Source organism: Bradyrhizobium diazoefficiens, from assembly GCF_016612535.1.
Classification (GTDB): domain Bacteria; phylum Pseudomonadota; class Alphaproteobacteria; order Rhizobiales; family Xanthobacteraceae; genus Bradyrhizobium; species Bradyrhizobium diazoefficiens_C.
This window is the reverse complement of the sequence record NZ_JAENXS010000001.1, coordinates 2,741,621-2,765,425: the sequence shown is the minus strand read 5'-3', so window position 1 is coordinate 2,765,425 and position 23,805 is coordinate 2,741,621. Positions and strand designations below refer to the sequence as shown.

General features: G+C 63.7%; 24 protein-coding genes. 14 read left to right on the top strand and 10 right to left on the bottom strand.

The features are described from left to right. Positions 1 to 98: 98 nt before the first annotated feature. A protein-coding gene (locus JJE66_RS13015; RefSeq protein WP_200514650.1) for an IS5 family transposase occupies positions 99 to 850 on the top strand; the annotation gives its coding sequence in 2 pieces (ribosomal slippage) (positions 99 to 435 and positions 435 to 850; 753 coding nt in all). A 13-nt stretch (positions 851 to 863) separates the two neighbouring features. Here JJE66_RS13015 and JJE66_RS13010 read toward each other — a convergent pair. Further along, entirely contained in the window at positions 864 to 1,598 is a 735-nt protein-coding gene (locus JJE66_RS13010) for a HugZ family protein (protein ID WP_200514649.1), read from the bottom strand. A gap of 240 nt (positions 1,599 to 1,838) precedes the next feature. On the opposite strand from JJE66_RS13010, the gene JJE66_RS13005 reads away from it, so the two are divergent. The 5 genes from JJE66_RS13005 to JJE66_RS12985 all read left to right on the top strand — a co-directional run bounded on the left by JJE66_RS13005 (position 1,839) and on the right by JJE66_RS12985 (position 5,839). Continuing rightward, positions 1,839 to 2,540, top strand: coding sequence for a response regulator transcription factor (locus JJE66_RS13005; protein ID WP_027535781.1), 702 nt, complete (start codon positions 1,839 to 1,841; stop codon positions 2,538 to 2,540). A 118-nt stretch (positions 2,541 to 2,658) separates the two neighbouring features. Continuing rightward, positions 2,659 to 4,455, top strand: a complete 1,797-nt coding sequence (locus JJE66_RS13000) for a sensor histidine kinase (protein WP_200514648.1) — start codon at positions 2,659 to 2,661, stop codon at positions 4,453 to 4,455. 11 nt (positions 4,456 to 4,466) lie between these two features. Beyond that, the gene (locus JJE66_RS12995; RefSeq protein WP_200514647.1) at positions 4,467 to 4,916 is read left to right on the top strand and encodes an HPr kinase/phosphorylase; all 450 of its coding nucleotides are present in this window, start codon (positions 4,467 to 4,469) and stop codon (positions 4,914 to 4,916) included. Positions 4,917 to 5,123: 207 nt separating this feature from the next. Further along, positions 5,124 to 5,525, top strand: a complete 402-nt coding sequence (locus JJE66_RS12990) for a PTS sugar transporter subunit IIA (protein WP_007597752.1) — start codon at positions 5,124 to 5,126, stop codon at positions 5,523 to 5,525. Then, on the top strand, positions 5,522 to 5,839 hold the full coding sequence (locus JJE66_RS12985) for an HPr family phosphocarrier protein (protein WP_200514646.1): 318 nt from the start codon (positions 5,522 to 5,524) through the stop codon (positions 5,837 to 5,839). The genes JJE66_RS12990 and JJE66_RS12985 overlap by 4 nt, the downstream gene beginning before the upstream one ends. Before the next feature lie 9 nt (positions 5,840 to 5,848). Here the strand turns inward: JJE66_RS12985 and JJE66_RS12980 are convergent, their stop codons facing one another. Then, positions 5,849 to 7,474: a glycosyltransferase family 39 protein gene (locus JJE66_RS12980; RefSeq protein WP_200514645.1), complete on the bottom strand. Its 1,626-nt coding sequence runs from the start codon at positions 7,472 to 7,474 to the stop codon at positions 5,849 to 5,851. Between the two features lie 113 nt (positions 7,475 to 7,587). Here JJE66_RS12980 and lepA point away from each other — a divergent pair, with 113 nt between their 5' ends. Continuing rightward, a complete protein-coding gene (gene lepA, locus JJE66_RS12975) occupies positions 7,588 to 9,399 on the top strand; it encodes a translation elongation factor 4 (RefSeq protein ID WP_200514644.1) in 1,812 nt (603 codons plus the stop codon). A gap of 279 nt (positions 9,400 to 9,678) precedes the next feature. Here the strand turns inward: lepA and JJE66_RS12970 are convergent, their stop codons facing one another. Together JJE66_RS12970 and JJE66_RS12965 are read right to left on the bottom strand one after the other, a co-directional pair. Beyond that, entirely contained in the window at positions 9,679 to 10,125 is a 447-nt protein-coding gene (locus tag JJE66_RS12970) for an isoprenylcysteine carboxylmethyltransferase family protein (protein WP_200514643.1), read from the bottom strand. Positions 10,126 to 10,293: 168 nt separating this feature from the next. Then, a complete protein-coding gene (locus JJE66_RS12965) occupies positions 10,294 to 10,983 on the bottom strand; it encodes an aspartate/glutamate racemase family protein (RefSeq protein ID WP_200514642.1) in 690 nt (229 codons plus the stop codon). Positions 10,984 to 11,075: 92 nt separating this feature from the next. Here JJE66_RS12965 and JJE66_RS38445 point away from each other — a divergent pair, with 92 nt between their 5' ends. Then, positions 11,076 to 11,201, top strand: a complete 126-nt coding sequence (locus tag JJE66_RS38445) for a hypothetical protein (RefSeq protein ID WP_283818458.1) — start codon at positions 11,076 to 11,078, stop codon at positions 11,199 to 11,201. 471 nt (positions 11,202 to 11,672) lie between these two features. Then, positions 11,673 to 11,903 carry a DUF6894 family protein gene (locus JJE66_RS12960; RefSeq protein ID WP_200514641.1) on the top strand — a complete coding sequence of 77 codons (231 nt, stop codon included), beginning with the start codon at positions 11,673 to 11,675 and terminating at the stop codon, positions 11,901 to 11,903. A gap of 88 nt (positions 11,904 to 11,991) precedes the next feature. Here the strand turns inward: JJE66_RS12960 and JJE66_RS12955 are convergent, their stop codons facing one another. From JJE66_RS12955 to JJE66_RS12940, 4 genes are all read right to left on the bottom strand, one after another. Then, a complete protein-coding gene (locus tag JJE66_RS12955; RefSeq protein WP_200514640.1) occupies positions 11,992 to 12,726 on the bottom strand; it encodes a Crp/Fnr family transcriptional regulator in 735 nt (244 codons plus the stop codon). A 308-nt stretch (positions 12,727 to 13,034) separates the two neighbouring features. Next, positions 13,035 to 13,913, bottom strand: a complete 879-nt coding sequence (locus JJE66_RS12950) for an adenylate/guanylate cyclase domain-containing protein (RefSeq protein ID WP_246756170.1) — start codon at positions 13,911 to 13,913, stop codon at positions 13,035 to 13,037. A gap of 103 nt (positions 13,914 to 14,016) precedes the next feature. Next, a complete protein-coding gene (locus tag JJE66_RS12945; RefSeq protein ID WP_200514638.1) occupies positions 14,017 to 14,433 on the bottom strand; it encodes an SRPBCC family protein in 417 nt (138 codons plus the stop codon). A gap of 214 nt (positions 14,434 to 14,647) precedes the next feature. After that, positions 14,648 to 15,676: a serine hydrolase gene (locus JJE66_RS12940; RefSeq protein WP_200514637.1), complete on the bottom strand. Its 1,029-nt coding sequence runs from the start codon at positions 15,674 to 15,676 to the stop codon at positions 14,648 to 14,650. A 206-nt stretch (positions 15,677 to 15,882) separates the two neighbouring features. Here JJE66_RS12940 and plsY point away from each other — a divergent pair, with 206 nt between their 5' ends. Beyond that, positions 15,883 to 16,569, top strand: a complete 687-nt coding sequence (plsY, locus tag JJE66_RS12935; RefSeq protein WP_200514636.1) for a glycerol-3-phosphate 1-O-acyltransferase PlsY — start codon at positions 15,883 to 15,885, stop codon at positions 16,567 to 16,569. Positions 16,570 to 16,572: 3 nt separating this feature from the next. On the opposite strand, the gene JJE66_RS12930 is transcribed toward plsY, so the two are convergent. Beyond that, positions 16,573 to 18,201, bottom strand: a complete 1,629-nt coding sequence (locus JJE66_RS12930) for an amidase family protein (RefSeq protein WP_200514635.1) — start codon at positions 18,199 to 18,201, stop codon at positions 16,573 to 16,575. Positions 18,202 to 18,303: 102 nt separating this feature from the next. Between JJE66_RS12930 and JJE66_RS12925 the strand changes: the two genes are divergently transcribed. Together JJE66_RS12925 and JJE66_RS12920 are read left to right on the top strand one after the other, a co-directional pair. Beyond that, positions 18,304 to 18,831, top strand: coding sequence for a GNAT family N-acetyltransferase (locus JJE66_RS12925; protein WP_200514634.1), 528 nt, complete (start codon positions 18,304 to 18,306; stop codon positions 18,829 to 18,831). A 71-nt stretch (positions 18,832 to 18,902) separates the two neighbouring features. Then, positions 18,903 to 20,051, top strand: coding sequence for an acyl-CoA dehydrogenase family protein (locus JJE66_RS12920; RefSeq protein WP_200514633.1), 1,149 nt, complete (start codon positions 18,903 to 18,905; stop codon positions 20,049 to 20,051). A 17-nt stretch (positions 20,052 to 20,068) separates the two neighbouring features. Here JJE66_RS12920 and JJE66_RS12915 read toward each other — a convergent pair whose 3' ends face one another. Continuing rightward, a complete protein-coding gene (locus JJE66_RS12915) occupies positions 20,069 to 22,243 on the bottom strand; it encodes an EAL domain-containing protein (protein WP_246756169.1) in 2,175 nt (724 codons plus the stop codon). Between the two features lie 124 nt (positions 22,244 to 22,367). Between JJE66_RS12915 and JJE66_RS12910 the strand changes: the two genes are divergently transcribed. Beyond that, complete coding sequence (locus tag JJE66_RS12910; RefSeq protein WP_200514632.1) at positions 22,368 to 22,679, top strand: hypothetical protein; 312 nt, start codon at positions 22,368 to 22,370, stop codon at positions 22,677 to 22,679. A gap of 64 nt (positions 22,680 to 22,743) precedes the next feature. Continuing rightward, positions 22,744 to 23,688 (top strand): penicillin-insensitive murein endopeptidase, encoded by a 945-nt coding sequence (gene mepA / locus JJE66_RS12905; protein ID WP_200514631.1) that lies wholly within the window; start codon positions 22,744 to 22,746, stop codon positions 23,686 to 23,688. Positions 23,689 to 23,805 lie beyond the last annotated feature (117 nt).

The following is a 23,805-nucleotide window of genomic DNA, read 5'->3' as shown; positions in this document are numbered from 1 at the left end:
TGGGCTGCGGCGTTCAAATGCTTGCGCGCTAGGGTCTGTTGAGATTCAGGATTCACAGAACGGAATGTCCGTGATTCAAGCTCCGAAAGGAGTTTGGCATGCCCCGATGCGTTCTGACAGATGCTCAATGGGCGAAGATGGAGCCGGTTTGTTTGGGCAAGCCGAGGGACCCCGGCCGCAGTGGAAGCGATAACCGTCTGTTTCTGGAAGCTGTACTGTGGATCGCCCGCACGGGCAGCCCATGGCGGGATCTGCCGCCGACGTTCGGCAACTGGAATACCGTGTTCAAACGCTATCGCGACTGGGTGAAAGCCGGTGTTTTCAAGCGGATCTTCGATGCCGTATCGGATGATCCGGACATGGAGTTCGCCATGGTCGACGCGACCATCGTCAAGGTTCACCGCCACGGGCAGGGAGCAAAAGGGGGACCAAAAATCAGGCCATCGGCAAGTCAAAAGGCGGCTGGACCACCAAAATCCTCGCGCTGACTGACGCGCTCGGGAATCTGGTGCGGTTCATCCTGCTCCCCGGCCATCGCTTTGACACCGTCGGCGTCGTGCCCCTGATCAAGGATATCGAGTTCGGTGGCTTGATCGCCGACAAGGCTTTTGATTCCAACTGGATCATCGAAGACTTGAACGAACGCAAGGCCAAGATCGTCATCTCGCAACATCAAAGGCGCGCTCAGCCTCTCGACATCGACAAAGACATTTACAAATGGCGTCACTTGATCGAAAATTTCTTCGGCAAGCTCAAGGAATTCAAACGCATAGCAATGCGTTGCGACAAGACAGACAGCAGCTTCGAGGCCATGATTTACCTCGCCACCGCTGTAATCCATTCCAGATGAATCTCAACAGACCCTAGTCCGCCTTCGCGCGCGCCTCGCCCACGAGGCGGACCAGCATTTTGCGCAGCGCCGTGCCGTTGGTCACCCGCTCCGGGAAGTCAAGCCGCAGCGCGGTCTGCCCATCGTGCATGTCGAGGCCTTCGGGATCGCAGCCGGTGCAGCGCCATTCGCCTTCGGGCGCGCCGAGCAGCTTGGTTGCGTAGACCCCCATGGCATCGCGATGGTCGGCGTTCATGTGCTCGACCGCGCCCTCCTCTGCCGCCAGCAGATCCTCCGCGCCGGCGAGGTCGGTGAGGAACTGCTCGGGCTTGAGGTCGACGATTCGGCCAAAGCCTGCGACCAGATGGGTTCCCGTGGAGCAGATCCGGAAGAAGGAAAAATCCTTAAACGAGACAAAGGCTTCCGCCGACGGATGGGCACTCAGGTACCGCCGCTGGAGGAGATCCCTCTCGGCGTCGGCCTGTTCCGCCCGGCCGGACAGCATGATCCGGGCGCCTTCCAGCGGATCGCCCGCGGCGCGCTCGTCCAGCATCAGGGAGACCCGGCTATCTGCCAGGACGTTTTTGGTGTGCACGGCCAATCGCGAGATCAGCAGGATCGGCGAGCCGTCGGGATGGCTCGCCAGATTGACCAGGGAACAATAGGGATCGCCGGAGCCCACCATGAGCGTTGCCAGCGCCCCCTGCCGCGACCGTCTGAGCAGCGATTTGGCGAGCTTTCCGGGGTCGAAATCGGGGGTCGGTTGCATCAGCTTTCTCGGGTCAGGTGGTTGCAAGACGGGGCTTTTTTCGGGTAAACGGGGGTCTGGTTATGGGTCGAGATGCGGCGAATCTGCCGTGTTTCGTGGAACTTGGTCACACTTCAGCCCAGCTTGCATTGCTCGGTGACAAAGTTCGAACGCCAAGTTCGGGACCCATGTATGCGGCGCATCACTGGATTGCTCGCCGTTTAAGCCACGACCCAAACGGAAAGCAGAAAGCAGAGGCTCATGCCCACAATCGCTTTGGTCGACGACGACCGCAACATCCTCACATCCGTCTCGATCGCGCTGGAAGCCGAAGGCTACCGCATCATGACCTACACCGACGGCGCTTCCGCGCTGGACGGTTTCCGCACCACCCAACCCGATCTCGCCATCCTCGACATCAAGATGCCGCGCATGGACGGCATGGAGACGCTGCGCCGTCTCAGGCAAAAGTCCGACCTGCCGGTGATCTTCCTGACCTCCAAGGACGAAGAGATCGACGAGCTGTTCGGCCTCAAGATGGGCGCGGACGATTTCATCCGCAAACCGTTCTCGCAGCGCCTGCTGGTCGAACGCGTCAAGGCGGTGCTGCGCCGCTCGGCGCCGAAGGACCCGACCGTCGCGCCGAAGGAGAACGACGCCAAGGCGCTCGACCGCGGCCTACTGCGGATGGACCCGGAACGGCATACCTGCACCTGGAAGAACGAGCCGGTGACGCTGACCGTCACCGAATTCCTGATCCTCCAGGCGCTGGCGACCCGTCCCGGCGTAGTCAAGAGCCGCAACGCGCTGATGGACGCCGCCTATGACGACCAGGTCTATGTCGACGACCGCACCATCGACAGCCACATCAAGCGGCTGCGCAAGAAGTTCAAGGTGGTCGACAACGATTTCGAGATGATCGAGACGCTCTACGGCGTCGGCTACCGCTTCAAGGAAGCTTGAGGCGCGAGGCGCCTTCACGAAAGACTGAGAGCATCGCCGGTTCTGATTCCATCACGACCGGGATGGCTCTAGGATGCGGGGGCCTTTCGTACGAGATGTCCTAACGCGGGCGTAAGCATTGCTTGACCGAACGCAGCCTGACGAGAACCAGAACGCCGGGGATATCGCATCCAACGGCGTCCCGGAGCACGTCGCAGAGGACAGGCCTGCTTCGCGGGGGTGGCCGCCACTGAACTGGCTCAAGCGCGCCGGGCAGTTCTTCTTCGCGCTGTCCTTCTCCAGCCTGACCCGCCGCATCGTCTCGCTCAACCTCGCAGGCCTCGTCGCCCTGGTCGCGAGCATCCTGTATCTGTCGCAATTCCGCGCCGGCCTGATCGACGCGCGCGCGCAAAGCCTGCTGGTGCAGGCCGAAATCATCGCCGGCGCCATCGGCGCCTCGGCGACGGTGCAGACCAATGCAATCACCGTCGACCCCGAACGGCTGCTCGACCTGAAACTGGGTGAGAGCTACGGCGGGACGGACGATTCGCTGGATTTTCCGATCAATCCCGAACGCGTGGCGCCGGTGTTGCGCACGCTGATCTCGCCAACCAAGACCCGGGCGCGGATTTTCGATCCCAGCGGTTCGGTGCTGCTCGACAGTCGTGACCTCGACGTCGTGCGAACCCTGCCATTGCCGCCGCCGTCGGGAAAACTCAACCTGGTCGAACGTGGGACGATCGCGGTACGCCTCTGGATCAACCGTGGCGACTTGCCGCTGTATCGCGAACTCGGCCGCGAGAACGGCAATGGCTATGTGGAAGTCGCCGACGCGCTCCGGGGCGAGAAGCGCTCGATGGTGCGGGTCAATGCGCGCGGCGAAGTGATCGTCTCCGTGGCCGTCCCCGTGCTGCGCTCGCGCGCCATCCGCGGCGCACTGATGCTGTCGACCCAGGGCGACGAAATCGATCAAATGGTCACAGCCGAACGCCTCGCGATCCTGAAAGTCGGTGGCGTTGCTGCCGCGGTCATGATCATGCTGTCGCTGCTGCTCGCAAGCACGATCGCAGGTCCCGTCCGCCGGCTCGCCGACAGCGCCGAGCGCGTTCGCCGCCGCATCAAGACCCGCGTCGAGATTCCCGACTTCACGCGCCGCCGCGACGAGATCGGCCACCTCTCCGGCGCACTGCGCGACATGACCAACGCGCTCTATAGCCGCATCGAGGCGATCGAAATGTTCGCCGCCGACGTCTCTCATGAGCTCAAGAATCCACTGACTTCGCTGCGCTCCGCGGTCGAGACGTTGCCGCTGGCGCGCAACGAGAACAGCCGCGCCCGCCTGCTCGAAGTGATCGAGCACGACGTCAAGCGGCTCGACCGACTGATCTCGGACATCTCGGATGCGAGCCGGCTCGATGCCGAATTGCAGCGGCAAGATGCGATCCCGGTCGATCTCAAGCGGCTCCTGGGCACGCTGGTCGCGGTCGCCAATGAAACCAAGCTCGGCCACGATGTCGCGGTCGAAGCACGCTTCGAGGGCCGCGGTGGCAGCGACACGTTCGCAGTCACCGGCCACGATTCACGACTCGGGCAGGTGGTCTCGAACCTGCTCTCCAACGCGCAGTCCTTCTCGGAAGCCGGCAGCAAGGTGCGCCTGAGCTGCCGACGCGTCCGCGGCGAGATCGAGATCGTGGTCGACGACGACGGCCCCGGCATCCGCGACGACGCGCTGGAGCGCGTCTTCGAGCGCTTCTACACCGACCGGCCGCATCAGGGCTTCGGCCAGAATTCCGGCCTCGGCCTGTCGATCTCCAAGCAGATCGTCGACGCCCATGGCGGGCGCATCTGGGCGGAGAATCGCGCCGGCCCCGCCGACGAGGACGGGGCGCCGACGGTTGCCGGCGCGCGCTTCGTGGTGAGGCTGCCGGCGCTATGAGCCAAGGCAGCTTGAACGAAGCCGGGCCGAGTGTTCACGCCTCCGCGGTCAAGGTCGGGTCCCTTGCGGTGCTGATCCGTGGGCCCTCGGGTGCCGGCAAGTCGCGCCTTGCCTTCGATTTGATCATGGCGGGGCGCTCAGGCGTAGTCGAACGCGCCGTCCTGGTCGGCGACGACCGTGTCCATCTGGCGACACTTGGCGATGAAATTGTGGTTCGTCCCGCCCCCGTTCTAGCTGGGCTGATCGAAATCCGGGGACTGGGAATCCGCCGCTGCGACTTCGTGGAGCATGCGACGGTCGGTCTCGTGGTCGATCTGGACGCCGACGACGCCAAACGCCTGCCACTGCCGGAATCGCTGAAAACCACCATTTTAGGTGTCGAAATACCGCGAATCCCGGTCAGTCGCGGAGATTCGCCCCTCCCCTTGGTTGTCGCGGCCTTGACCACTACCAAGAGTTAACCTCCGCCTAACCTTCGAAGCGATTGTTTGAAGGGAAATGGTAACCATATGAACCCCACACTCGCGACCGAGTAGACCGGCGCAGCTCCCCTTATCCATCCGTCTAGATTCAGGGAGATACGCAACATCCCCCCTTGCGCGGGGGCTCTGGATGGTCAAAGTGGCGCGTTCGTGCGGTGCACCAAAAGCGCCCGCGGGAGTTTTCCGATGATTGGTCTAGTACTTGTGACCCACGGGCGCCTTGCCGACGAATTCAAGGCAGCGCTTGAACATGTCATGGGCCCACAAAAGCAAATCGAAGCGATCACGATCGGCGCCGAAGATGATTCCGATCTCTGCCGAAGCGACATCATCGAGGCGGTTAACCGCGTCGATTCCGGCGATGGGGTCGCGATCCTCACCGACATGTTCGGCGGCACGCCATCCAACCTGGCGATATCCTGCATGAGCCGGCCGAAGGTCGAAGTGCTCGCAGGCATCAACCTTCCCATGCTGGTCAAGCTCGCCAAGGTCCGGGAGGAGCGTCCGCTGCCCGACGCGATCGCGATGGCCCAGGAAGCCGGCCGCAAATACGTCACCATCGCCAGTCGCGTGCTCGCCGGCAAATGAGCGACGACGCGCCACAAGCGGGGACAGGTGTGCCCGCGGGCGCGATCTCCAAAGAGCTCCTGATCATCAACAAGCGCGGCCTGCACGCCCGGGCGTCGGCGAAATTCGTCCAGGCGGTCGAGCGCTTCGACGCGCAGGTGTGGGTGACGCGCGGCGGCGAGACCGTCGGCGGCACTTCGATCATGGGCCTGATGATGCTCGCGGCAGGACCGGGCACGACAATCACGGTGGCGGCTGCCGGCAGTGATGCAGAAGCCGCGCTTGCCGCGATCACCGACCTCGTTGAAAGCAAGTTCAACGAGGAAGGGGTCTAGCCTCCACGGTCACTTCGCCGGCGGGGCGATATAGACGTTCCAGGTCATCGACGGGCCGGCCTTGCCGTGGGTGAAGCGGCGCGTCGTCATCACCATACGCTCGGCGTTCGGCGCAATCTCGGAGACCCATTTTTCGAACGCGGGCAGCCGACCATCGGTCGGATCGAACACGCCGATGAAGCCGTCCTTCCTGACCTCATCGAGTGACGTCAGTCCGGAACTCCAGGCCTCGTTCGGGATGAACGCAACCGGATGGTCGGGGCTGTAGAACACCATCGGCTGAATCGATTCCATGGTGCCGGCGACGATCGCCCAGCGCGAGGCGAAACGCGAATGCCAGGCCTGGGTCAGTTCGCGCGCGAGCTCCGAGCGCGCGCCATAGGTCGCCGTGTTGTCCGAATTCATCGCCATCTCGCGCGCGGCGATCCAGGGTGAAGCGGCGAGCGTCGCGACGCTGAGCACGAGCCAGATCGCGGTGATGTTGAACAGCGCGGCACCCTGCACCCGCAGCGCCGGGATCGCGACCAGCGCGAGCGGCACCAGGAAGAACAGCGAGATGCCCCAATCGGTCTTGATGTAGATGCTGAAGGCGAGCGCGCCGAGCGGCGGCCCGGCTGCGACGATGATCTGGATGATCCAGATGTTCAGTGCCTGGGAAACGTTGACGCCGGCGTTGGCACCGCGCGCCCAGGCCCGCGTGACGATGCGCAGCGGCGCGCGGACAAGCAGTGTGCCCCACGGCGGCACCAGCGCCATCGCGAGGCCAGCGAGCGCCACCGGCAGCGCCAGCAGCGCAGCATTGTGCAGGACATAGCCGAACACGAGCTGATGCACGAGGCCGGCATCCTCGATGCTGTAGGTGTCGCCGGCATAGGTCAGCGGCACGAAATGCGCGTCCGCGAGCCAGATGATGTGCGGGATCATCGCCACCACCATCGTCGCGATCGCAACCCACGGCGCCGGCGACAGCAGGAATCTCATCCGTTCGGGATGGATCAGCGCGGCAAGGCCGATGGCGCCGATCATGGTCAGCACCCAGTATTTGGTCATCAGCGCCAGCGCGCCGGCGAGCCCGAGCCAGATTCCGGACTGCCAGCTCCGTTTCTCGAACGCGTTGAGATAAGCGAGCACGACGAGCGGCAGCGTGACGAGCTGAAGCAAATCGGGGTTGTACTTGAAGCCCTTGAAATTGAAGATCGGGTAGAGCGCGACCATCACCACGACCAGGAACGCGCGCCGGGGATCCACCACGCGCAGCGCGAGCAACCAGCAGATCACCATGCCGACGCTGACGGTCGCCATGGCCAGCGCATAGGTCGCCCAGTCCGTCGCCGGGAACGCCTTGAACCAGACGCCGGCGATCCAGCCCGACAGCGGCGGATGCTTACCGTAGCCCCACAGGAATTTCTGGCCCCAGCCCCAGGCTTCTGCGACGTCCATGTGAACGTCCTGCGCTGCCTTGAGATTGATCAGGATGAAGGTCCAGATCACCGCATGCAGGATGGCGAACTGGATCACCAGCCAAAGCCGAGCCTCAGGCCGGGTCGCATAGGCAACCAGCCAGGCCCGAAAGCGGTTGAAGCTCACCCGGATCTTTACGCGCACCGGGGCGGAGGGGATCGAGGTCGTTGACATAGCCGTTGCGTAGCGCGTTTTGAGCCATCGTGGAATCAGCTTGGCGTGAAGAAAGGCCCTGAAAATACAGCAATATGGTTGCCGCACGGGGATGTGAGTGGTATCCCGCGCCCATGACGACCGTCCCCATTTCCAACATCCGCAATTTCTCCATCGTCGCCCATATCGACCATGGCAAATCGACGCTGGCCGACCGCCTGATCCAGATGACCGGCGGCCTCTCCGACCGCGAAATGGCGGGCAAGGAGCAGGTGCTCGATTCCATGGACATCGAGCGCGAGCGCGGCATCACCATCAAGGCGCAGACGGTCCGCCTCGCCTACCGCGCCAAGGACGGCGAGGATTACATCTTCAACCTGATGGACACGCCCGGCCATGTCGACTTCGCCTACGAAGTCTCGCGGTCGCTGGCGGCGTGCGAAGGTTCCCTGCTGGTGGTCGACGCCAGCCAGGGTGTCGAAGCGCAGACGCTCGCCAACGTCTACCACGCGCTCGACGCGGGCCATGAGATCGTTCCGGTCCTGAACAAGGTCGACCTTCCGGCCGCAGAGCCGGAGAAGATCAGGCAGCAGATCGAGGACGTCATCGGTATCGACGCCTCCGACGCGGTGATGATCTCGGCCAAGACCGGCCTCGGCGTGCCCGATGTGCTGGAAGCCATCGTCACCCGACTGCCGCCGCCGAAGGGCGATCGCGATGCGACGCTGAAGGCGCTGCTGGTCGACAGCTGGTACGACGTCTATCTCGGCGTGGTCGTGCTGATCCGTGTCGTCGACGGCGTCATGAAGAAGGGCAGCCGGGTCCGCATGATGGGCACCGGTGCGGCCTATGACATCGAGCGCGTCGGCTTCTTCACGCCGAAGATGACGCAGGTCGACGAGCTCGGCCCCGGCGAGATCGGCTTCATCACCGCCGCGATCAAGGAGGTCGCCGACACCCGCGTCGGCGATACCATCACCGACGACAAGAAGCCGGTGACCGAAATGCTGCCGGGCTTCAAGCCGGCGATTCCGGTGGTGTTCTGCGGCCTATTCCCCGCCGACGCCGACGACTTCGAGACCTTGCGTGCGGCGATGGGCAAGCTGCGCCTCAACGATGCCAGCTTCTCCTACGAGATGGAAACGTCGGCCGCACTCGGCTTCGGCTTCCGCTGCGGCTTCCTCGGGCTGTTGCATCTGGAGATCATCCAGGAGCGTCTGTCGCGCGAGTTCGATCTCAATTTGATCGCGACCGCGCCGAGCGTGATCTACAAGATGGCTCTGACCGACGGCCAGGAAATCTCCATTCACAACCCCGTCGACATGCCCGACGTGGTCAAGATCGCCGAGATCCAGGAGCCCTGGATCGAGGCGACGATCCTCACCCCCGACGAATATCTCGGCAGCGTGCTGAAGCTGTGCCAGGACCGCCGCGGTTCGCAGAAGGAGCTGACCTATGTCGGCTCGCGCGCGATGGTGAAATACGATCTGCCGCTCAACGAGGTCGTGTTCGATTTCTACGATCGGCTGAAGTCGGTTTCAAAAGGCTACGCCTCGTTCGACTACCATCTCACCGACTACAAGCCGGCCGATCTCGTCAAGATGCAGATCCTCGTCAACAACGAGCCGGTCGACGCGCTGTCGATGCTGGTGCATCGCACCCGCGCGGAAGGGCGCGGCCGCGCCATGGTCGAGAAGATGAAAGAGCTGATCCCGCCGCACATGTTCCAGATCCCGATCCAGGCGGCGATCGGCGGCAAGGTGATCGCGCGCGAGACGGTGCGCGCGCTGCGCAAGGACGTCACCGCGAAGTGCTACGGCGGCGACATCACGCGCAAGCGCAAACTTCTGGAGAAGCAGAAGGAAGGCAAGAAGAAGATGCGGCAGTTCGGCAAGGTCGACATCCCGCAGGAAGCCTTCATTGCCGCGCTGAAGGTGGATAGCTGAGGCGATTGCCGAGCCTGTCCGCGGCCGGCAAGCGAAAACCGCGAAACAACCCCATGCACAGTAGCCGGCGCCTTGTCGGCACCACGCTGTTTCGATTTTTACGAATATCGTTTGACTCGTCGGGCAAAACAGGGGCATGATGTCATCATGGCAGCGTGTGTGGCCGGCAGGCAGGACGACGTAAAGTTAGTTCATTTCAGAGCACGGAGACGAAGCCGGCCAAGACCGTATAAGCCCCTGGCTTGCTGCATCTGAACGACGGATCCCGGGCACTTGCTCTCACACCCAGCGCCGCACGCGCGCGACGTAGTCGTCATATTCCGCTTGGAATTGGCGCTGCATCTTGGCTTCCTCGAACGGGATATGAACCCAATTGGCCGTCGCGAACACTGCGACAGGCGCGATAAACATGGGCCAGGCGCCGACCCATATCGCGATGCCGAGAGCGAGAATCACGAGGCCCAGATACATCGGGTTGCGCGTGAACTGGTAGGGGCCGCTGGTAACCAGCTTGCGATTGGTCGGCGACGTTGGTTGGATCTCGGTATCCTCACGCCGGAACAGAACGAAAGCCCAGACTGGCGGACCGAACGCCAAGGCGACCAAAACTATTCCCAGCAGCGGAAGCGGGAAGCCCAGAAGCGCCGGCCAGCCGAGCAACCAACTGAGCACCGCGCACAAGACCAAGTAGATCGACGTCCAAATCGGCGGAGGGAGTCGGAGCATGGTCGAACCACCTGGAATCGACGCTCGGTTACGATGCCGGAGCGCTGGTAACGCAAGAGTTTGTCCACTTTGGGCCGAATTCGTCCAGGATGTCGGCGCCTTCCCTGACGAGATCGGGTTCGGGGTATTGGCGAATTGAACCAAGCGCCAGACCCAGCCACACCACTTTCACCCAATCGCAAAGTCCGCCGCGGCCTCCGCGTGAATGGCCGTGGTGTCGAACGTCTCGACCGATGTATCGGCAGCACCGACCAGCATCGTGATCTCGGTGCAGCCGAGAATGATGCACTCCGCGCCGCGCCCGACCAGCGCGGCCATCACACCCTGATAGCGGCGACGCGAGGCCTCGGTGACGATCCCGAGGCACAGCTCGTCGTAGATGATGCGGTTCACGTCAGCGCGCTCGTCGGCGGTGGGAATGCGGACATCGAGATCATGCGCGCGCAGCCGGTCGATGTAGAAATCTTCCTCCATCGTGAAGATGGTGCCGAGGAGCCCGACCCGCCGATATCCTCTGGCCCGAATGCGCTCTGCCGTTGCGTCGCCGATGTGAATGAAAGGAATGGTCAGCTTCGACACGATATCGGGCGCCAGCTTATGCATCGTGTTGGTGCACAGCACGATGGCGCACGCGCCGGCGCTTTCGAGGCGCTGCGCGATCTCGGCGAGGCTCGCCGCCGCCTCCGTCCAGCGGCCGGCGTATTGCATCTCCTTGATCTCCTGAAAATCGTAGGAATAGATCAACAGCGGCGCCGAATGCAGCTTTCCCATGCGGTCGCGGATTCGCTCGTTGATGAGCTTGTAGTAGAGCGCGGTGCTCTCCCAGCTCATGCCGCCAATCAGGCCAATGGTTTGCATCCTGGTGCCTTTCAAGAATTGGCTCGACCGGATCGTAGACGAAGACGCTGAAGGCCGCTATCGCCGTGCTGTTCTGCCTGTCGATGCGCGACATGACGCTGTGGTCCAATGATCCCGTCGCCCTGATGCGGACGGTCGGAGGGGTCTCCGGCGCCGTCGGCGCTATCAGCCTCGTGATGATCGCCTTCGGCCTGATCGGCCGCAACGCGCCAGTCTGATAGAGCTTCGAAAGACTTCGCAACGGTGGCATCACGCCTGCGCTACGAGGGGAATAACAGGTCTTCGCTGCAAATCTGAATGTCGGAACTGCGCCTCTCGCGCGACCTCATCAGCAAGGACGATTATCGCGAGGCCAATGTCTGCCATCCTTGAGGGCACCTTCTGGAAGCGAACTGAACCTGGTCGCCTCTCGTTCTCGCGCCCTCCAAGAGAGTGTCGCGGAACCCGTTTGCCGCAGATTCTGCCATCGCGGATGATCGGCGGCCACACCGCTCACGCAAGAAGCCCAGGGAACTCGCGGACCTGCCGCGCACCCTTGGGCAAACGCGTGCCTTGGTTGAAGTAAGCCGGGAACTCGTCGAGCGCAGTCAGCGGGTCCTGCAGGAAAGCCGCAACACGCTCGATCGCGAGCTGGAAACAAGCGGCTTTCCGATTAGGAACGCTTGCGCTGCACTCAGCATTTTTAGCTGATGCCGCAGTATGTCTTCAGCGTTCGCAACCTCGAACCAAACGACCCGCCCATAGCCGGAGAGTTTACGGACGACGAAGCCGCATGGAAGGAAGCGACCCATTTCGCCGCTGATCTTTTCCGGGACGTCGACGGAAAGCTCCGGCCTGGCGAAGAATGGTTTTTGGAGGTCGTTGATGCAGAGGGAAGACTAATCTTCAAGATCCGGGTCAGTGCGAAGCTAGAGGAGTAAGCCCGCCTCGCCACTAGCGATGAAGCCTAGAAGCACTCAAACAATCGTCCGTTTGCGCGAGGAAATTCGTTTCGCGCCGCCGACATGCCTAGGTAGAAATCGACGAGCGAACGCTTTCCAAGGTGTGAAGATAAGCACGATCGAACTCGGCCACGTCCTCCAGCGCAGTCCGGTCAAGCAGCCGAACCGTGTGATGCTGCCACTCAACAAGGTGCTCGCTTCTGAGTTGTTGAAGGGTCCTGTTCACGTGGACTGCCGATAATCCGCATGCATCGGCAATGTTTTGTTGGGTAAAGGGAAGATGGAAGCTCCCATTGTCGAGGAGCCCGATCAGCTCCAGCCGGGTGGCAAGCTCGCAAAGGAGATGCGCGATCCTGCCTATGGCTTGGCGCCCTCCGAGATTTTCAACCCATTCGCGATAGATCGCGCCATGGATCAGCGTCTCGCGCCAGAAGGCATGCATAATCCTCGGAGATGCATCCATCACTTCTCTGAGGTAGTCGTGAGATACAGACGCTATCGTCGAGCTGCCGACACTGCAAAGTTCATGATCCATAACCGGCAGGTGCAAGGTGTGCAAATCCGGCATATCGCCAGCCAGATAGAACGATGAGATTTGGTTTCGGTCGGAGATCACCTTCTGGCGACACAGAAACCCAGACATTACGACGGTCGAACTCCTTGGGCGTTCGCCTTGACGCGCCACAAAAGCACCGTTGTCCAGATTCTTGAGCTTGTACGGCATGCGCGCGAGCTTAGCTTGATCTTGCTCAGAGAGACCAACCACCGCCTGCAAACGCGCGATCAGCTTGCGATGTGGCATGATGCGCTCCCTTCCATGAGGCGGGAGCGCATTAAAGCTCTCTCAGCCACCGACGCCTACGGACCTTAGCCGGTGATGCCATATTAACGCATGAGGATAGGCAGAGTTCAACCGCCAGTTTGCTCGTGCGCATGAAGTGTCATCAGGTTCCCTTTCCCGACTGCCATTGCGCTCGTGGTATTCCGTCCGGTGCCTCCTGGCGAGGGACCGCTTCTGGCCCCAAAGCGGACGTAGCCCAGGCTTGCTGCCAATGTCAGCTCATGGCCCCGGCAGATGCTGCGGTCTCGGCCTCGGCCTCGTCTGCCGTCTCACTCCCGATCCGCTCGGCGCTCGCGCCTCCCGGACGCAGGCCTGTGCCCGAGCGCTGTCCGCAGGATGACGCCGAAGAGGATCACTGCCACCGGCCAGTGGAACCAGATCTTGTGCATGCCGGTGAAGAGATTGATCAGAATCAGAAAGCCCGAGACCGTGAGGGCCGCAACAACCGGCCGCGGCAGGCTCGCCAGCCGGTCCGAGACGAAGTCCATCCAGGTGGACGGCTCGTGTCTGTCCTGAATCCGTCGAGCGTCAGTTTCCGAGGCTGCAACTGCGTCCCCCTGCGGCGCGAGGCTGCCGTCAACCGCGGAGCTGTGTCCCTGAGCGGCTCGGCCGTCCATGGTCACGCGATAGCTGGTCACGGGAGCGACGTTCTTCATGGGGCGCTGGCCGAGGCAGTCGAAGCCAACGGATAATTTGTTGCGCACCTGATCGTAGACTGACGCGGAGATCACGACGCCGCCGGGTTCGGCAAGCTCCTGCAACCGGGCCGCGATATTGACCCCGTCGCCGAAGATGTCGGTCCCGTCCACCATCACATCCCCGAGATTGATGCCGATGCGAAATCGCATCGAGGGCGTGTCGGGCGGGTTCGATGCCTGGCTGGAAATTTCCTGCTGAATCTCCACCGCACATTGCACCGCCTCGACCACGCTGGCGAACTCGGCGATCACGGCATCGCCCCAGGTATTCACGATCCGGCCGTCATGGCGCTCCACCAATCCGGCAATGGCCGTGCGGTAGCGACGCAGCGTCTCCAACGTTCCCGCCTCGTCGGCTTCCATGAGACGAGAATAGCCGAACGCATCGGCGCACAGGACGGTGGTCAGCCGTCGTTTCACCTTGTTCTCGGTCGTTCTGTCGTCGGTCATGGTGCCTATGGTAGCGTCCCTGACCGGCAAATGCATCAGGCATCGCGCCTGGCGCCACCGCGGTTGCGGCGCGGGCCCGCCGATCGGGGCCCGCGCGACGCCCTCACGACGTCTTCTGCTTCGCCTCGACGTAGCGTGCAAAATTGTCGAGGATCGCCTGCCAGCCGCCTTGCTGCTGCTCGACAGAGTGCGTTGTTTCGCCATCGAAGGCGACGCGGACGACGATGCCGTTCGCCCCGGGCACGAATTCGACCTCGGCCTTGCGATCGCCGAATGCGTATTCGATCCGCTCGCGTTCGACGATCTTGGTGTAGGTACCGGCGAAGTCAAAGCCCATGCTGCCGTCCTTGGCCTCCATGCGGGACGAGAAGACGCCGCCCTCCCGCAGGTCGACCGCAGCCTTGGTCGTGTGCCAGTCGTCCGACGCGGCGTTCCACTTCACGATGTCGGCAGGCGTCGTATACGCATGCCAGACCTGATCGATCGGGGCGGCTACGCTGGTTTCGACGGTGATCCTCATGGGTATTGCTCCTGGTCGATTTCGACGGCTCGAGGTGGCGACATCACGTCACATGTGCAGGGTCCATCTACAGCACGTGCGGGACAGGTCCACCCAAGGACGGTCGAGACCAGTCGATGCCGACAAGCCCGAGCCGTCAATGCGTCAAAAAATGCAGACAAGTGCGATCAGGATATCGCGTGACCAGCGGTCGATGAACCGGCCGTCAAGGATATCAGTCCCTTGACGTCGCGGGCACGATGTAGCGATCCAGCAGGTCCAGTTCGGGCGCGACCATGTTCTTGGATTCCCGCCCGGCGTTGAAGACGACGACCATGTCGAGCGCGGGGATGATGATGGTCTTCTGCGAGTTGAAGCCCTTGGCGGCGATCCAGTCGACGACGCTGCTGCCGTCCTGCGATCGACCAAGCCACCATTGATAGCCGTAGGATTGCGGCTCCCTGGTCTTGATGTGCTCCGCCGTCGATTGATCCGCCCAGGACGCCGAAACGATCTGCCTGCCGTCCCAGGCGCCACGGTTGAGAACAAGCTGGCCGATTTTCGCCCAGTCGCGCGGACGCAGGCTCAGCCCGGATGCCGACGTTGGAAGGCCGCTCACCGGGTCCTTGTACCACGCGACATCTTCGATCCCGAGCGGTGCGAAGATATTCTCCTGCGCCAGCACATCGACCGGCTTCCCGGTAACCCTTGTCAGGATCGCGCCGATCAGCTCCGTCTCCCTGTTGTTGTATGCGAACGAGACACCGGGCGTCCTGTCGAAGCCCAATCCCGCCGACATCGTCAGGAGATGGCGCAGCGTGATGCGATCCTTGTCGGACTCTCGGAGCCCGGCGTCATCGGGAAGATACGACACGATCGGAGCGTCCAGATCCCGGATCATGCCGCGATCCATGGCGATGCCGACCAGCAGCGAGACGACGCTCTTGGTCATGGAATAGCCGTTGTGCCGTGTCGTCGCGTCGTAATTGAGTTGATGAGGATAATCATAGTAACGCTCGTAGACGAGCACGCCGTGCCTGACGACGACGATGTCGTCGACATTGGCGAGCTTGCCGAGGCTGATGCCCTCTTCCATCGTGCAAAGCAGTGCCGCGTTCAGCCCCTGCTTGTCCGGCGAGGTCATCGCCCATCCGTCATGGATGTCCTGCGGAATGCCGCAACCGGATGCGGGTTCGGCTCCGAATGCAACGGGACTCAAGGCAACGGCACACGCCGCTGCAACGACGCCGATCCATGTCCGCATGCCAGGCTCCCCCCACCGTTGCCCACGACCCGTGCAAGGATGCCGTTCTGTGTACGGCCATTTTGCGGCGTTGCGGGCGCTGGAAGAGCCTTCATTGTGGGCAGACGCTGAATGCCATACGAGCGGCGGAGAGACACCGCTGGCCCATGGCGGTCGAACGAACTCGGCGATAAAACACCGTTCACGGAACGCTGGACACAAGAAACATGGCTTTTTGGATCGCAGGTGCCGTCGGATTGATGATCGCCTATCTGCTTGGCTCGATACCCTCGGGCTATCTGGCAGGAAAACTGCTTCGGGGAATCGACATCCGCGAGCATGGCTCCAGGTCCACCGGCGCCACGAATGTCTTGCGGACGCTGGGCAAATGGCCTGCCTTGGTGGTGCTGATCGCCGATGTGCTGAAGGGCGCGGCGGCGATTCTCGTGGCCCGCTGGGTCTGCCCCTGGCTCGCTGGCGAATTATCGCCGGCGCCGCCGACAGCGGCTGATCTGCAAGCATGGGTGCCATGGGCGGTGTGCCTTGCCGGCATTGCCGCGCTGCTCGGACATGGCCGCTCGATCTGGCTGAATTTTACCGGCGGCAAATCGGCTGCGACCGGGCTCGGCGTGTTGCTGGCGATGTCGTGGCCGGTGGGACTGGGTGCGGCGGCGGTGTTTGGCATCGTGCTGGCTATCGCCCGCATCGTTTCCCTGAGCTCGATGCTCGCGGCATTGACGGCCATCGTCCTCGTCTGCGGTTTTGATCACCCGCTGCCCTATCGGCTGCTGGTGATCGCAGGCGCCATCTACGTGATCGTTCGCCACCGTGCCAACCTTCAACGGCTGGTGGCGGGGACGGAGCCGCGCCTGGGGCGAAGCGGCCCGGAGCCGAAGTCGGAAACGCAGGTCTAGCGACTACAGCGCCGCCAGGCCGGGTGGGGCTTTGCGCATGTTCGAGGCCTGCTCATAGGCATAGGCGAGACGCAACAGCTTGTGCTCGGTCCAGGCGGGACCTGCGAAGCTGACGCCGAGCGGATAATCGGGCGTGTCCTTGCCATCGGCCCCGGAGACGAAGCCGGCGGGCACCATGACGCTGGGATAGCCGGCCTTGGCTGCAATTGCTGCGCCCATGGCGCCGGGGAACAGGACGGCATCGAGCTTGTGCTGGTTCATGTAGGCATCCATGCCGCGCGTCTTGGCCGCGAGCAGATCCATGGCACGTGCCGACTTGTACTCGCGCTCGCTCAGATCGCCTTTGGTGAGGTCGGCGGCGAGGAACAGGTCCTGGCCGAAACGCAGCGCTTTCTCCGCGTGCGCCGCGTTGAAGGCGATGATGTCGGCCATGGTCTTGATGTCTGTATTGGTCGCCCAATCCTGGAGGTAGAGATTGAGACCGTGCTTCAGCTCGTAGAGGAAGACGATCGGCGATCCGGTCGGATTGCCCTTGTTGCTGCTCAGCGGATTGCGGTTGAGCACGGCCATGTTGGTGCCCGGCCCGGCGATCCAGCCCCGTGTCGGCATATTTGCGCGCATGATGACGGCGCCGAGATCCTCCAGCACTTCGACCACGGCGGTCATCACCTTGGCCCCGTCGGGTGGCAATTTGCCGTAGTAGCAATCGTTCAGTGGGTCGTCGGGGTCGCTCGGCACGCCGATGCGCGCGCCCTTCATCGCATCAGGTGCGAGGCCCGCGGTGTAGTCGGCCGGCCGCCGCTGGCGTTCCGTCGCGGGGTCGCGCAAGTCCTTGGCTGCGAGCACATTCAACAGCATCGCGGCGTCGCGCACGGTGCGCGTCATCGGTCCTGCGGTGTCCTGGCTGTGCGCGATCGGCACGATGCCGGCGCGGCTGATCAGGCCGACGGTCGGCTTGACCGTGACCAGGCCGTTCCGGCTGGCGGGGTGCAGCAGCGAGCCCGAGGTCTCGGTACCGATCGAGGCTGCGCACAGACCCGCCGCCACGGCGACCGCCGAACCCGAACTCGAGCCGCCCGGCTGCACGAGCGGAATGTCGTGCTTGCCCATCAGCGCCGGCGCGTAAGGGTTCTTCACCTGTCCGCCGAGCGAGGAATAGCCCGAGGGCATGTCGACCGCGAGGATGTTGGCGAACTCGGTCAGGTTCGCCTTGCCCAGGATCACCGCGCCGGCCTTTCGCAGCAACTTGACGATTGTGGCATCAGCTCTGGCGCGCGTGCCCTCCAGCGCCAGCGAGCCCGCCGTCGTCGGCTGCTTGTCGGAGGTTGCGATGTTGTCCTTGATCAGGATCGGCACGCCGGCCAGCGGGCGCCTCGCCGACGGTTTGGTGTCGTCGAGCTTGGCTGCGATCGTCAGCGCATCGGGATTGAGCGCGCGGACCGAATTCAGCATCGGCCCGCCGCGGTCGTAGGCCGCAATGCGCGCGAGATAGGCCTTGGTCAGTGCTGAGGCGGTGGCCCGACCGCCGGCAAGGGCATCGATGATGTCGCTCATCGGCGCGTCGGCGAGCCTGAGCTCGGCCGGCGCCGCGGCGCCGACGGCTACCGCAGCGCGACGGGTTGGCTTCTTCATGACGTGCCTCGTGGGCGGCCGGGCCGGCTTTACAGACATATGCTACAGATTGTGGCATATGTCCCGATTGCGCGACAAGCGGGCGAGCGAGTGGAGCGACCCATGGACTGCACGATCGGGGACTGCACGATCCGGGACTGCACGATCCGGGACTGCACGATCCGGCCCGCGCTTGACGATGATGCCGCCGACATCAGTACGGTCATCCTGCGTGCACTGCGCGAAACCAATGCCAAGGACTATACGGACGAGATCATCGCCAGGGTCGAGCAGAGCTTCAGCCCGGACGCCGTGCGGGCTCTGATCGCAAAGCGCACCGTCTTCGTCGCCATCATCGGTGATCGCGTCGTCGGAACGGCAAGCCTCGACGGAAGCATCGTCCGCACCGTGTTCGTGGCGCCCGACGTTCAGGCCCGCGGCATCGGCAAGCTGCTGATGGCCGCGATCGAGCACATCGCGCGCGCCCGAAACATTCCCATGCTAAAGGTTCCGTCGTCAGTCACCGCCGAGACATTCTACGCGCGGCTCGGCTTCAAGGCCGTGCGCGACAGCTATCATGGTGACGAGCGCACGATCATCATGGAGCGGCTGCTCCATGCCCCCTTGCAAGGGCCGATAGCCGCAGCTTGATCGCTTTCGCGAAATAGATCACCATCGCTCCACTGACCGCTCACACCAAGAATGGGCGAGGAAACGCTGACATGAACGCAACCTCCGGGTTTGGCCTGGTCGAGCGGGCGCGCGCCATCGCACCGCTGATTGCGGGCGAGGCGAACGAGATCGAGCGGATGCGGCGGCTGACACCTGATGTCGTCAATGCGCTGATCGAGAACGGGCTCTATCGCGCGCTGCTGCCGCAAAACCTCGGCGGATCGGAAGCGCCGCCCGAGATCTTCATGCAGATGCTGGAGGAGATCGCGAAGGCCGATGCCTCCACGGCCTGGTGCCTCGGCCAGTGCAGCGTCTGCGCCATGATCGCAGCCGCGCTCGACCACGAGACCGCGCACGAGATATTCAACACCGCGCCCGGCGTCCTCGCCTGGGGCGCGGTTGCGCATGAGGCGCGCGCAGTCGAGGGCGGCTACCGGGTCACGGCGCGCTGGGATTTCGCGTCGGGCTCGCGGCAGGCGAGCTGGCTTGGCGCGCATGTCCGTATCGTCGGCAGCGACGGCACGCCGCGCAAGAATGCCGATGGCTCACCGGAGATGCGCACCATCCTGTTTCCGCTCGCGAGCGCCGTGATGCACGACGTCTGGCAGGCGATCGGGCTCGCCGGCACCGGCACCGATTCCTACGAGGTGCACGACCTCTTCGTTCCCGATCGCTTTGCCGTGTTCCGCGACGTGCCGGGCGCTTTGCGCGAGCCGGGCCCGCTCTACCGGCTTCCCACCGGATCGACCTTCAGCCTCGGCTTTGCCGCGGTCTCGCTCGGCCTCGCACGCGCGACGCTGGATGCGGCGGTTGGGTTGGCGCGCGCCAAGCACCAGTCGCTGGCAGCACACGCCATGCGCGACAACCAGGCGGTCCAGGGCCTGATCGGCCGCACCGAGGCGGATTTGCGCGCCGCCCGCGCCTATCTTTATGCCACGGCGAATGCGATGTGGCGCGACCTCTCGGCAACCGGTCAATTCAGTCCGGCGCATCGCAGCGCGGTCCGTCTCGCCGCGACCTGGACCATCCAGCAATCGGCCAACGTGGTCGACACCGCCTATCACATGGCCGGCGCCACCGCGGTATTCCGCAGCAATCCGTTCGAGCGGCGGTTTCGTGACATGCACGCGATCACGCAGCAGATCCAGGCGCGGGACACGCATTACGAGGACGTCGGCAAGATGATTCTCAGCCAATAGGCGGCGGCCGCCGACCGTCACGCCACCAGCGCGGCGTCCTCGTCAATGCCGCGCTGCGCGGCCAGCAGGCTGATGATCTCGGCATTGGGCCGGGCCTTGCTGAACAGAAAGCCCTGGCCCTCGTCGCAGCCCTCGGTGCGCAGGCAGCTCAGTTCGGCCTCGGTCTCGACCCCTTCGGCGGTGATGATGACGCCGAGGCCTTTGCCGAGGCTGATGATGGAGCGGATGATCGCCTGCGACTCGCGATTGGCGCCCAAGTCGCGCACGAACGACTGGTCGATCTTGATCTTGTCGAAGGGAAAGCTGCGCAAATAGCTGAGGCTGGAATAGCCGGTGCCGAAATCATCCATCGAGATGCGCACGCCGAGCGCGCGCAGCGCGTGCAGTGTCGCCAGCACCTGCGCGCTCTTCTCGAGCAGCAGCGTCTCCGTGATCTCGAGCTCGAGCCGCCGCGGCGGCAGGCCGGACTGTTTCAGCGCATCCGTCACCACCGAGAGCAGATTGCCGCTGCGGAACTGGAGCGGCGACAAATTGACGGCGACGCGGACGTCATCCGGCCAGGTCGCGGCATCGAGGCAGGCGCGGCGCAGCATCAGGCCGCCGAGAGGGTTGATGAGACCGGTTTCTTCCGCGACCGGAATGAACTCGGCCGGCGAGACCATGCCGCGCTCGGCATGCGGCCAGCGCACCAACGCCTCGAAGCCGGTGATGCGGCCGCTCGAGAGGTCGATCAGCGGCTGATAATAGGGACGCAGCACGTCGTTCTGGATCGCGTCGCGCAGCTCGACTTCGATCTTGCGGCGGCTCTGGGCCTTCGCATCGAGCGCGGCCTCGAAGAAAGCGAAAGTGCCGCGGGCATCTAGCTTGGCGCGCGACAGCGCCATGTCGGCGCTCTTGAGCAGCTTTTCGGACTCGTCGCCGTCGCCGGGCGCCATCGCGATGCCGATGGAGGCGCCGATCACCACGGAATGACCGTCGAGTAGATAGGGATCGGCGATGGCTTCGAGCAGACGCTTGGCCAGCAGAACCGCATCCTCGGGGCGGGTCAGGCCGCTCTGCACGATCGCGAATTCGTCGGAGTTCAGCCGCGCCAGCCCATCCTCCTCGCGGAGCGTCGAGCGCAGGCGCTTGGCGACACCGCGCAGCAGCTTGTCGCCGACCGCATGTCCGAGCGTGTCGTTGACGGCCTTGAAATTGTCTAGGCCCAGCATCAGCAGCGCGACTTTGTCGGTGCTGCGACGCCTATGCAGGAGCATGTCATCCACCTGCTGGCGCAGCAGGTTGCGGTTCGGCAGACCGGTCAGGCCGTCATGCTGAGCCATAAAGGCGAGCCGCGCCTCGGCGCGCTTGCGCTCGGTGATGTCCATCAGCGCGAGCAGTACCGCCGGCCGCTCGGCATAGGTCAGTTCGCGGGAATAGATCGCCAGATCGATCAGCGCACCGTCGGCCTTGACGTGCTTCCAGGTGCGCGCGGCCTGCTCCTCGCTGGACCGATCGGCGGTCCAGGGCGGCTCGCTGTCGAAGGCCTGCAAGGAGCGGATCTTCAGCTTCTCGAACTCGGCGCGGCTATAACCGTAATGCGCGATCGCAGCGTCGTTGACGCCGAGGATGCGCTCGTCGTCCAGCGCGCAGACGATCATGGGCACGGGATTGCCGTCGAACAGCAGGCGGAACGAGGCCTCGCGCTGCTTCAATTCGGTGATGTCGACGCGCAGGCCGACCACGCCGCCGTCGTCGGTGCGGCGCTCCTCGATCAGGATAACGCGGCCGTCGGAGAGCGTCTGCTCGTGGCGTTTGCCGGGCTCGTAGAGCTTCTTCAGCCGTGCGGCGATCCATTCGTCCTCGTGGCCGGCGGCTTCCGGATAGTCGCCGCGGGCAACGCCGACGCGCAGCGTATCTTCCAGCCGCGCGCCTTCCTGGAAGAGATCGGCGGTCTTGCTGTAGATCTCGGAATATTGCTTGTTCCAGAGGACGTAACGGCCTTCGGGATCGAGAATCACGATACCCTGCGGCAGCAGGTCGACGGCCTGACGCAGCCGCTCGTGCGATTTGCGCGCCGCTGCGATGACAGCATCGGCTCCATCTCGTTCGATGGCCCGCGCGCGCGTAAAGCGCGGCTTGCGCGGCCACCGGCCGGCCCGGGCGAGCGCCGTGTGCTTTCGCTTTTTTGGTTTTCGAGGCCCCAAACTCAAGTTCTTACGTCCCAGTCGCGCCCAGCGCTCGCAACTCTTGCGGCAAGTATCTGAAAAAACAGTAATCTTGGAGTGGGCTCGCCGCCGGGCGCACCGTCGGGCGGATCGCGTGAGGCGGAGTTTCTTGCCTGTTCGCGAGGCGGCGCAGCGCCGGCGGGCGCGCCAGACCTGCTTCCGCGTCGCAATCGGAGAGCACGCTGGCGCAAAACTGCGCGCTCGCTTGAATCATTGCCGCGATTGCGGGCGATTGTATGCGGACGGGGGTGATTGCTCACTCCGCGCACCAATTTTGGTCAACGCAGGACACGGTTATCACAGCCTTAAAAAAGCGGCCGCCCGGCGCAAAAGCTACGACTTCTGGACGACCTGGCTGAAAACACAGATCGTCGTGCTGCGCGCCGTCGCGCTGTTGACTGCTGCTGTAAAGACGCCGTGAGCTGCCCCCGGCTGAAAGCCTAATTCTTAACCCTGACGCGGCGTTGCACTATAAGGTGGTCAGCATGAGTCCCCGCCGCATCGCTCCTCTCCTGCTTGTCATGGCGCTCCTGGCCGCCGGCGGCGCGCTCGCCCAGGACAAGGGCAGCGTGAATCCAACGCCATTGCCGCCGCTCGCCAATCCCAACGATCCCAAGATCGGCGCCAAGGAGCTGTTTGCGCGAAAACTGCTGCCCTCGCGCGGCCCCGCACATATCATCGGATCCTATGTCAAGGGCTGCATCGGCGGCGCCGTCGAGATGCCGATCAACGGCGACAATTGGCAGGTGATGCGGCTGTCGCGCAATCGCAACTGGGGTCATCCCGACACGATCGCGCTGATCAAGCGCCTTGCCGCCAAGGCGCACAAGGACGCGGGCTGGCCCGGCATCCTGGTCGGCGACATCGGCCAGCCGCGTGGCGGTCCTGCATTGTCCGGGCATGCCAGCCATCAGATCGGGATCGACGCCGACATCTGGCTGACGCCGATGCCGGACCATCGTCTCTCGCGCGAGGAGCGCGAGGAGATGTCGGCAGTGATGATGGTGCGCCCGGATCGGCTCGACATCGATCCAAAGGTGTTCACGCCGGGGCATGTGCTGGTGCTGCGCGATGCCGCGCAGGAGCCGGCGGTGCAGCGCATCTTCGTCAACCCGGCGATCAAGAAGGCGCTGTGCCGCGAGGCCAAGGGCGACCGCTCCTGGCTGTCGAAGATCCGGCCGTGGTGGGGCCACGACTATCATTTCCACATCCGCATGCGCTGCCCGGCGGGCGCGACCGAATGCCAGGGTCAGCCGTCGCAGTCCGAGGACGAGGGCTGCAAGCCCTCCGATTTCGCCTATTGGTTCAGCGAAGGCGTGCTGCATCCGAAGCCGCCGCCCGAGCCGCCGAAACCGAAGCCTCCGATGACGCTGGCGCAGATGCCGGCGGCCTGCAAAGCCGTGCTGCACGCGCCGGACGCGAAGCCGTAATCTGGCGGCGGAGCCGTTGGGATGGCCTGCCCGGTTAGACAAACGGTCGCCTTTGACCTGAAGCCTCGGCCTGCTATCTTCGTGGGCAGCGATATCCCTGCCGGCCGTAAGCCGTCG

Excerpts from the sequence above, each read along its gene's own strand:
- JJE66_RS12925 (WP_200514634.1), top strand. The coding sequence starts at position 18,304 with ATGGACTGCACGATCGGGGACTGCACGATCCGGGACTGCACGATCCGG.
- plsY (WP_200514636.1), top strand. The coding sequence starts at position 15,883 with ATGGCTTTTTGGATCGCAGGTGCCGTCGGATTGATGATCGCCTATCTG.
- JJE66_RS12985 (WP_200514646.1), top strand. The coding sequence starts at position 5,522 with ATGAGCGACGACGCGCCACAAGCGGGGACAGGTGTGCCCGCGGGCGCG.
- JJE66_RS12980 (WP_200514645.1), bottom strand. The coding sequence starts at position 7,474 with ATGTCAACGACCTCGATCCCCTCCGCCCCGGTGCGCGTAAAGATCCGG.
- JJE66_RS12945 (WP_200514638.1), bottom strand. The coding sequence starts at position 14,433 with ATGAGGATCACCGTCGAAACCAGCGTAGCCGCCCCGATCGATCAGGTC.
- JJE66_RS12965 (WP_200514642.1), bottom strand. The coding sequence starts at position 10,983 with ATGCAAACCATTGGCCTGATTGGCGGCATGAGCTGGGAGAGCACCGCG.
- JJE66_RS13005 (WP_027535781.1), top strand. The coding sequence starts at position 1,839 with ATGCCCACAATCGCTTTGGTCGACGACGACCGCAACATCCTCACATCC.
- JJE66_RS12940 (WP_200514637.1), bottom strand. The coding sequence starts at position 15,676 with ATGCGGACATGGATCGGCGTCGTTGCAGCGGCGTGTGCCGTTGCCTTG.
- mepA (WP_200514631.1), top strand. The coding sequence starts at position 22,744 with ATGAGTCCCCGCCGCATCGCTCCTCTCCTGCTTGTCATGGCGCTCCTG.
- JJE66_RS38445 (WP_283818458.1), top strand. The coding sequence starts at position 11,076 with ATGACGCTGTGGTCCAATGATCCCGTCGCCCTGATGCGGACGGTCGGA.
- lepA (WP_200514644.1), top strand. The coding sequence starts at position 7,588 with ATGACGACCGTCCCCATTTCCAACATCCGCAATTTCTCCATCGTCGCC.
- JJE66_RS13010 (WP_200514649.1), bottom strand. The coding sequence starts at position 1,598 with ATGCAACCGACCCCCGATTTCGACCCCGGAAAGCTCGCCAAATCGCTG.
- JJE66_RS12930 (WP_200514635.1), bottom strand. The coding sequence starts at position 18,201 with ATGAAGAAGCCAACCCGTCGCGCTGCGGTAGCCGTCGGCGCCGCGGCG.
- JJE66_RS12990 (WP_007597752.1), top strand. The coding sequence starts at position 5,124 with ATGATTGGTCTAGTACTTGTGACCCACGGGCGCCTTGCCGACGAATTC.
- JJE66_RS12950 (WP_246756170.1), bottom strand. The coding sequence starts at position 13,913 with ATGACCGACGACAGAACGACCGAGAACAAGGTGAAACGACGGCTGACC.
- JJE66_RS12920 (WP_200514633.1), top strand. The coding sequence starts at position 18,903 with ATGAACGCAACCTCCGGGTTTGGCCTGGTCGAGCGGGCGCGCGCCATC.
- JJE66_RS12960 (WP_200514641.1), top strand. The coding sequence starts at position 11,673 with ATGCCGCAGTATGTCTTCAGCGTTCGCAACCTCGAACCAAACGACCCG.
- JJE66_RS12970 (WP_200514643.1), bottom strand. The coding sequence starts at position 10,125 with ATGCTCCGACTCCCTCCGCCGATTTGGACGTCGATCTACTTGGTCTTG.
- JJE66_RS12955 (WP_200514640.1), bottom strand. The coding sequence starts at position 12,726 with ATGCCACATCGCAAGCTGATCGCGCGTTTGCAGGCGGTGGTTGGTCTC.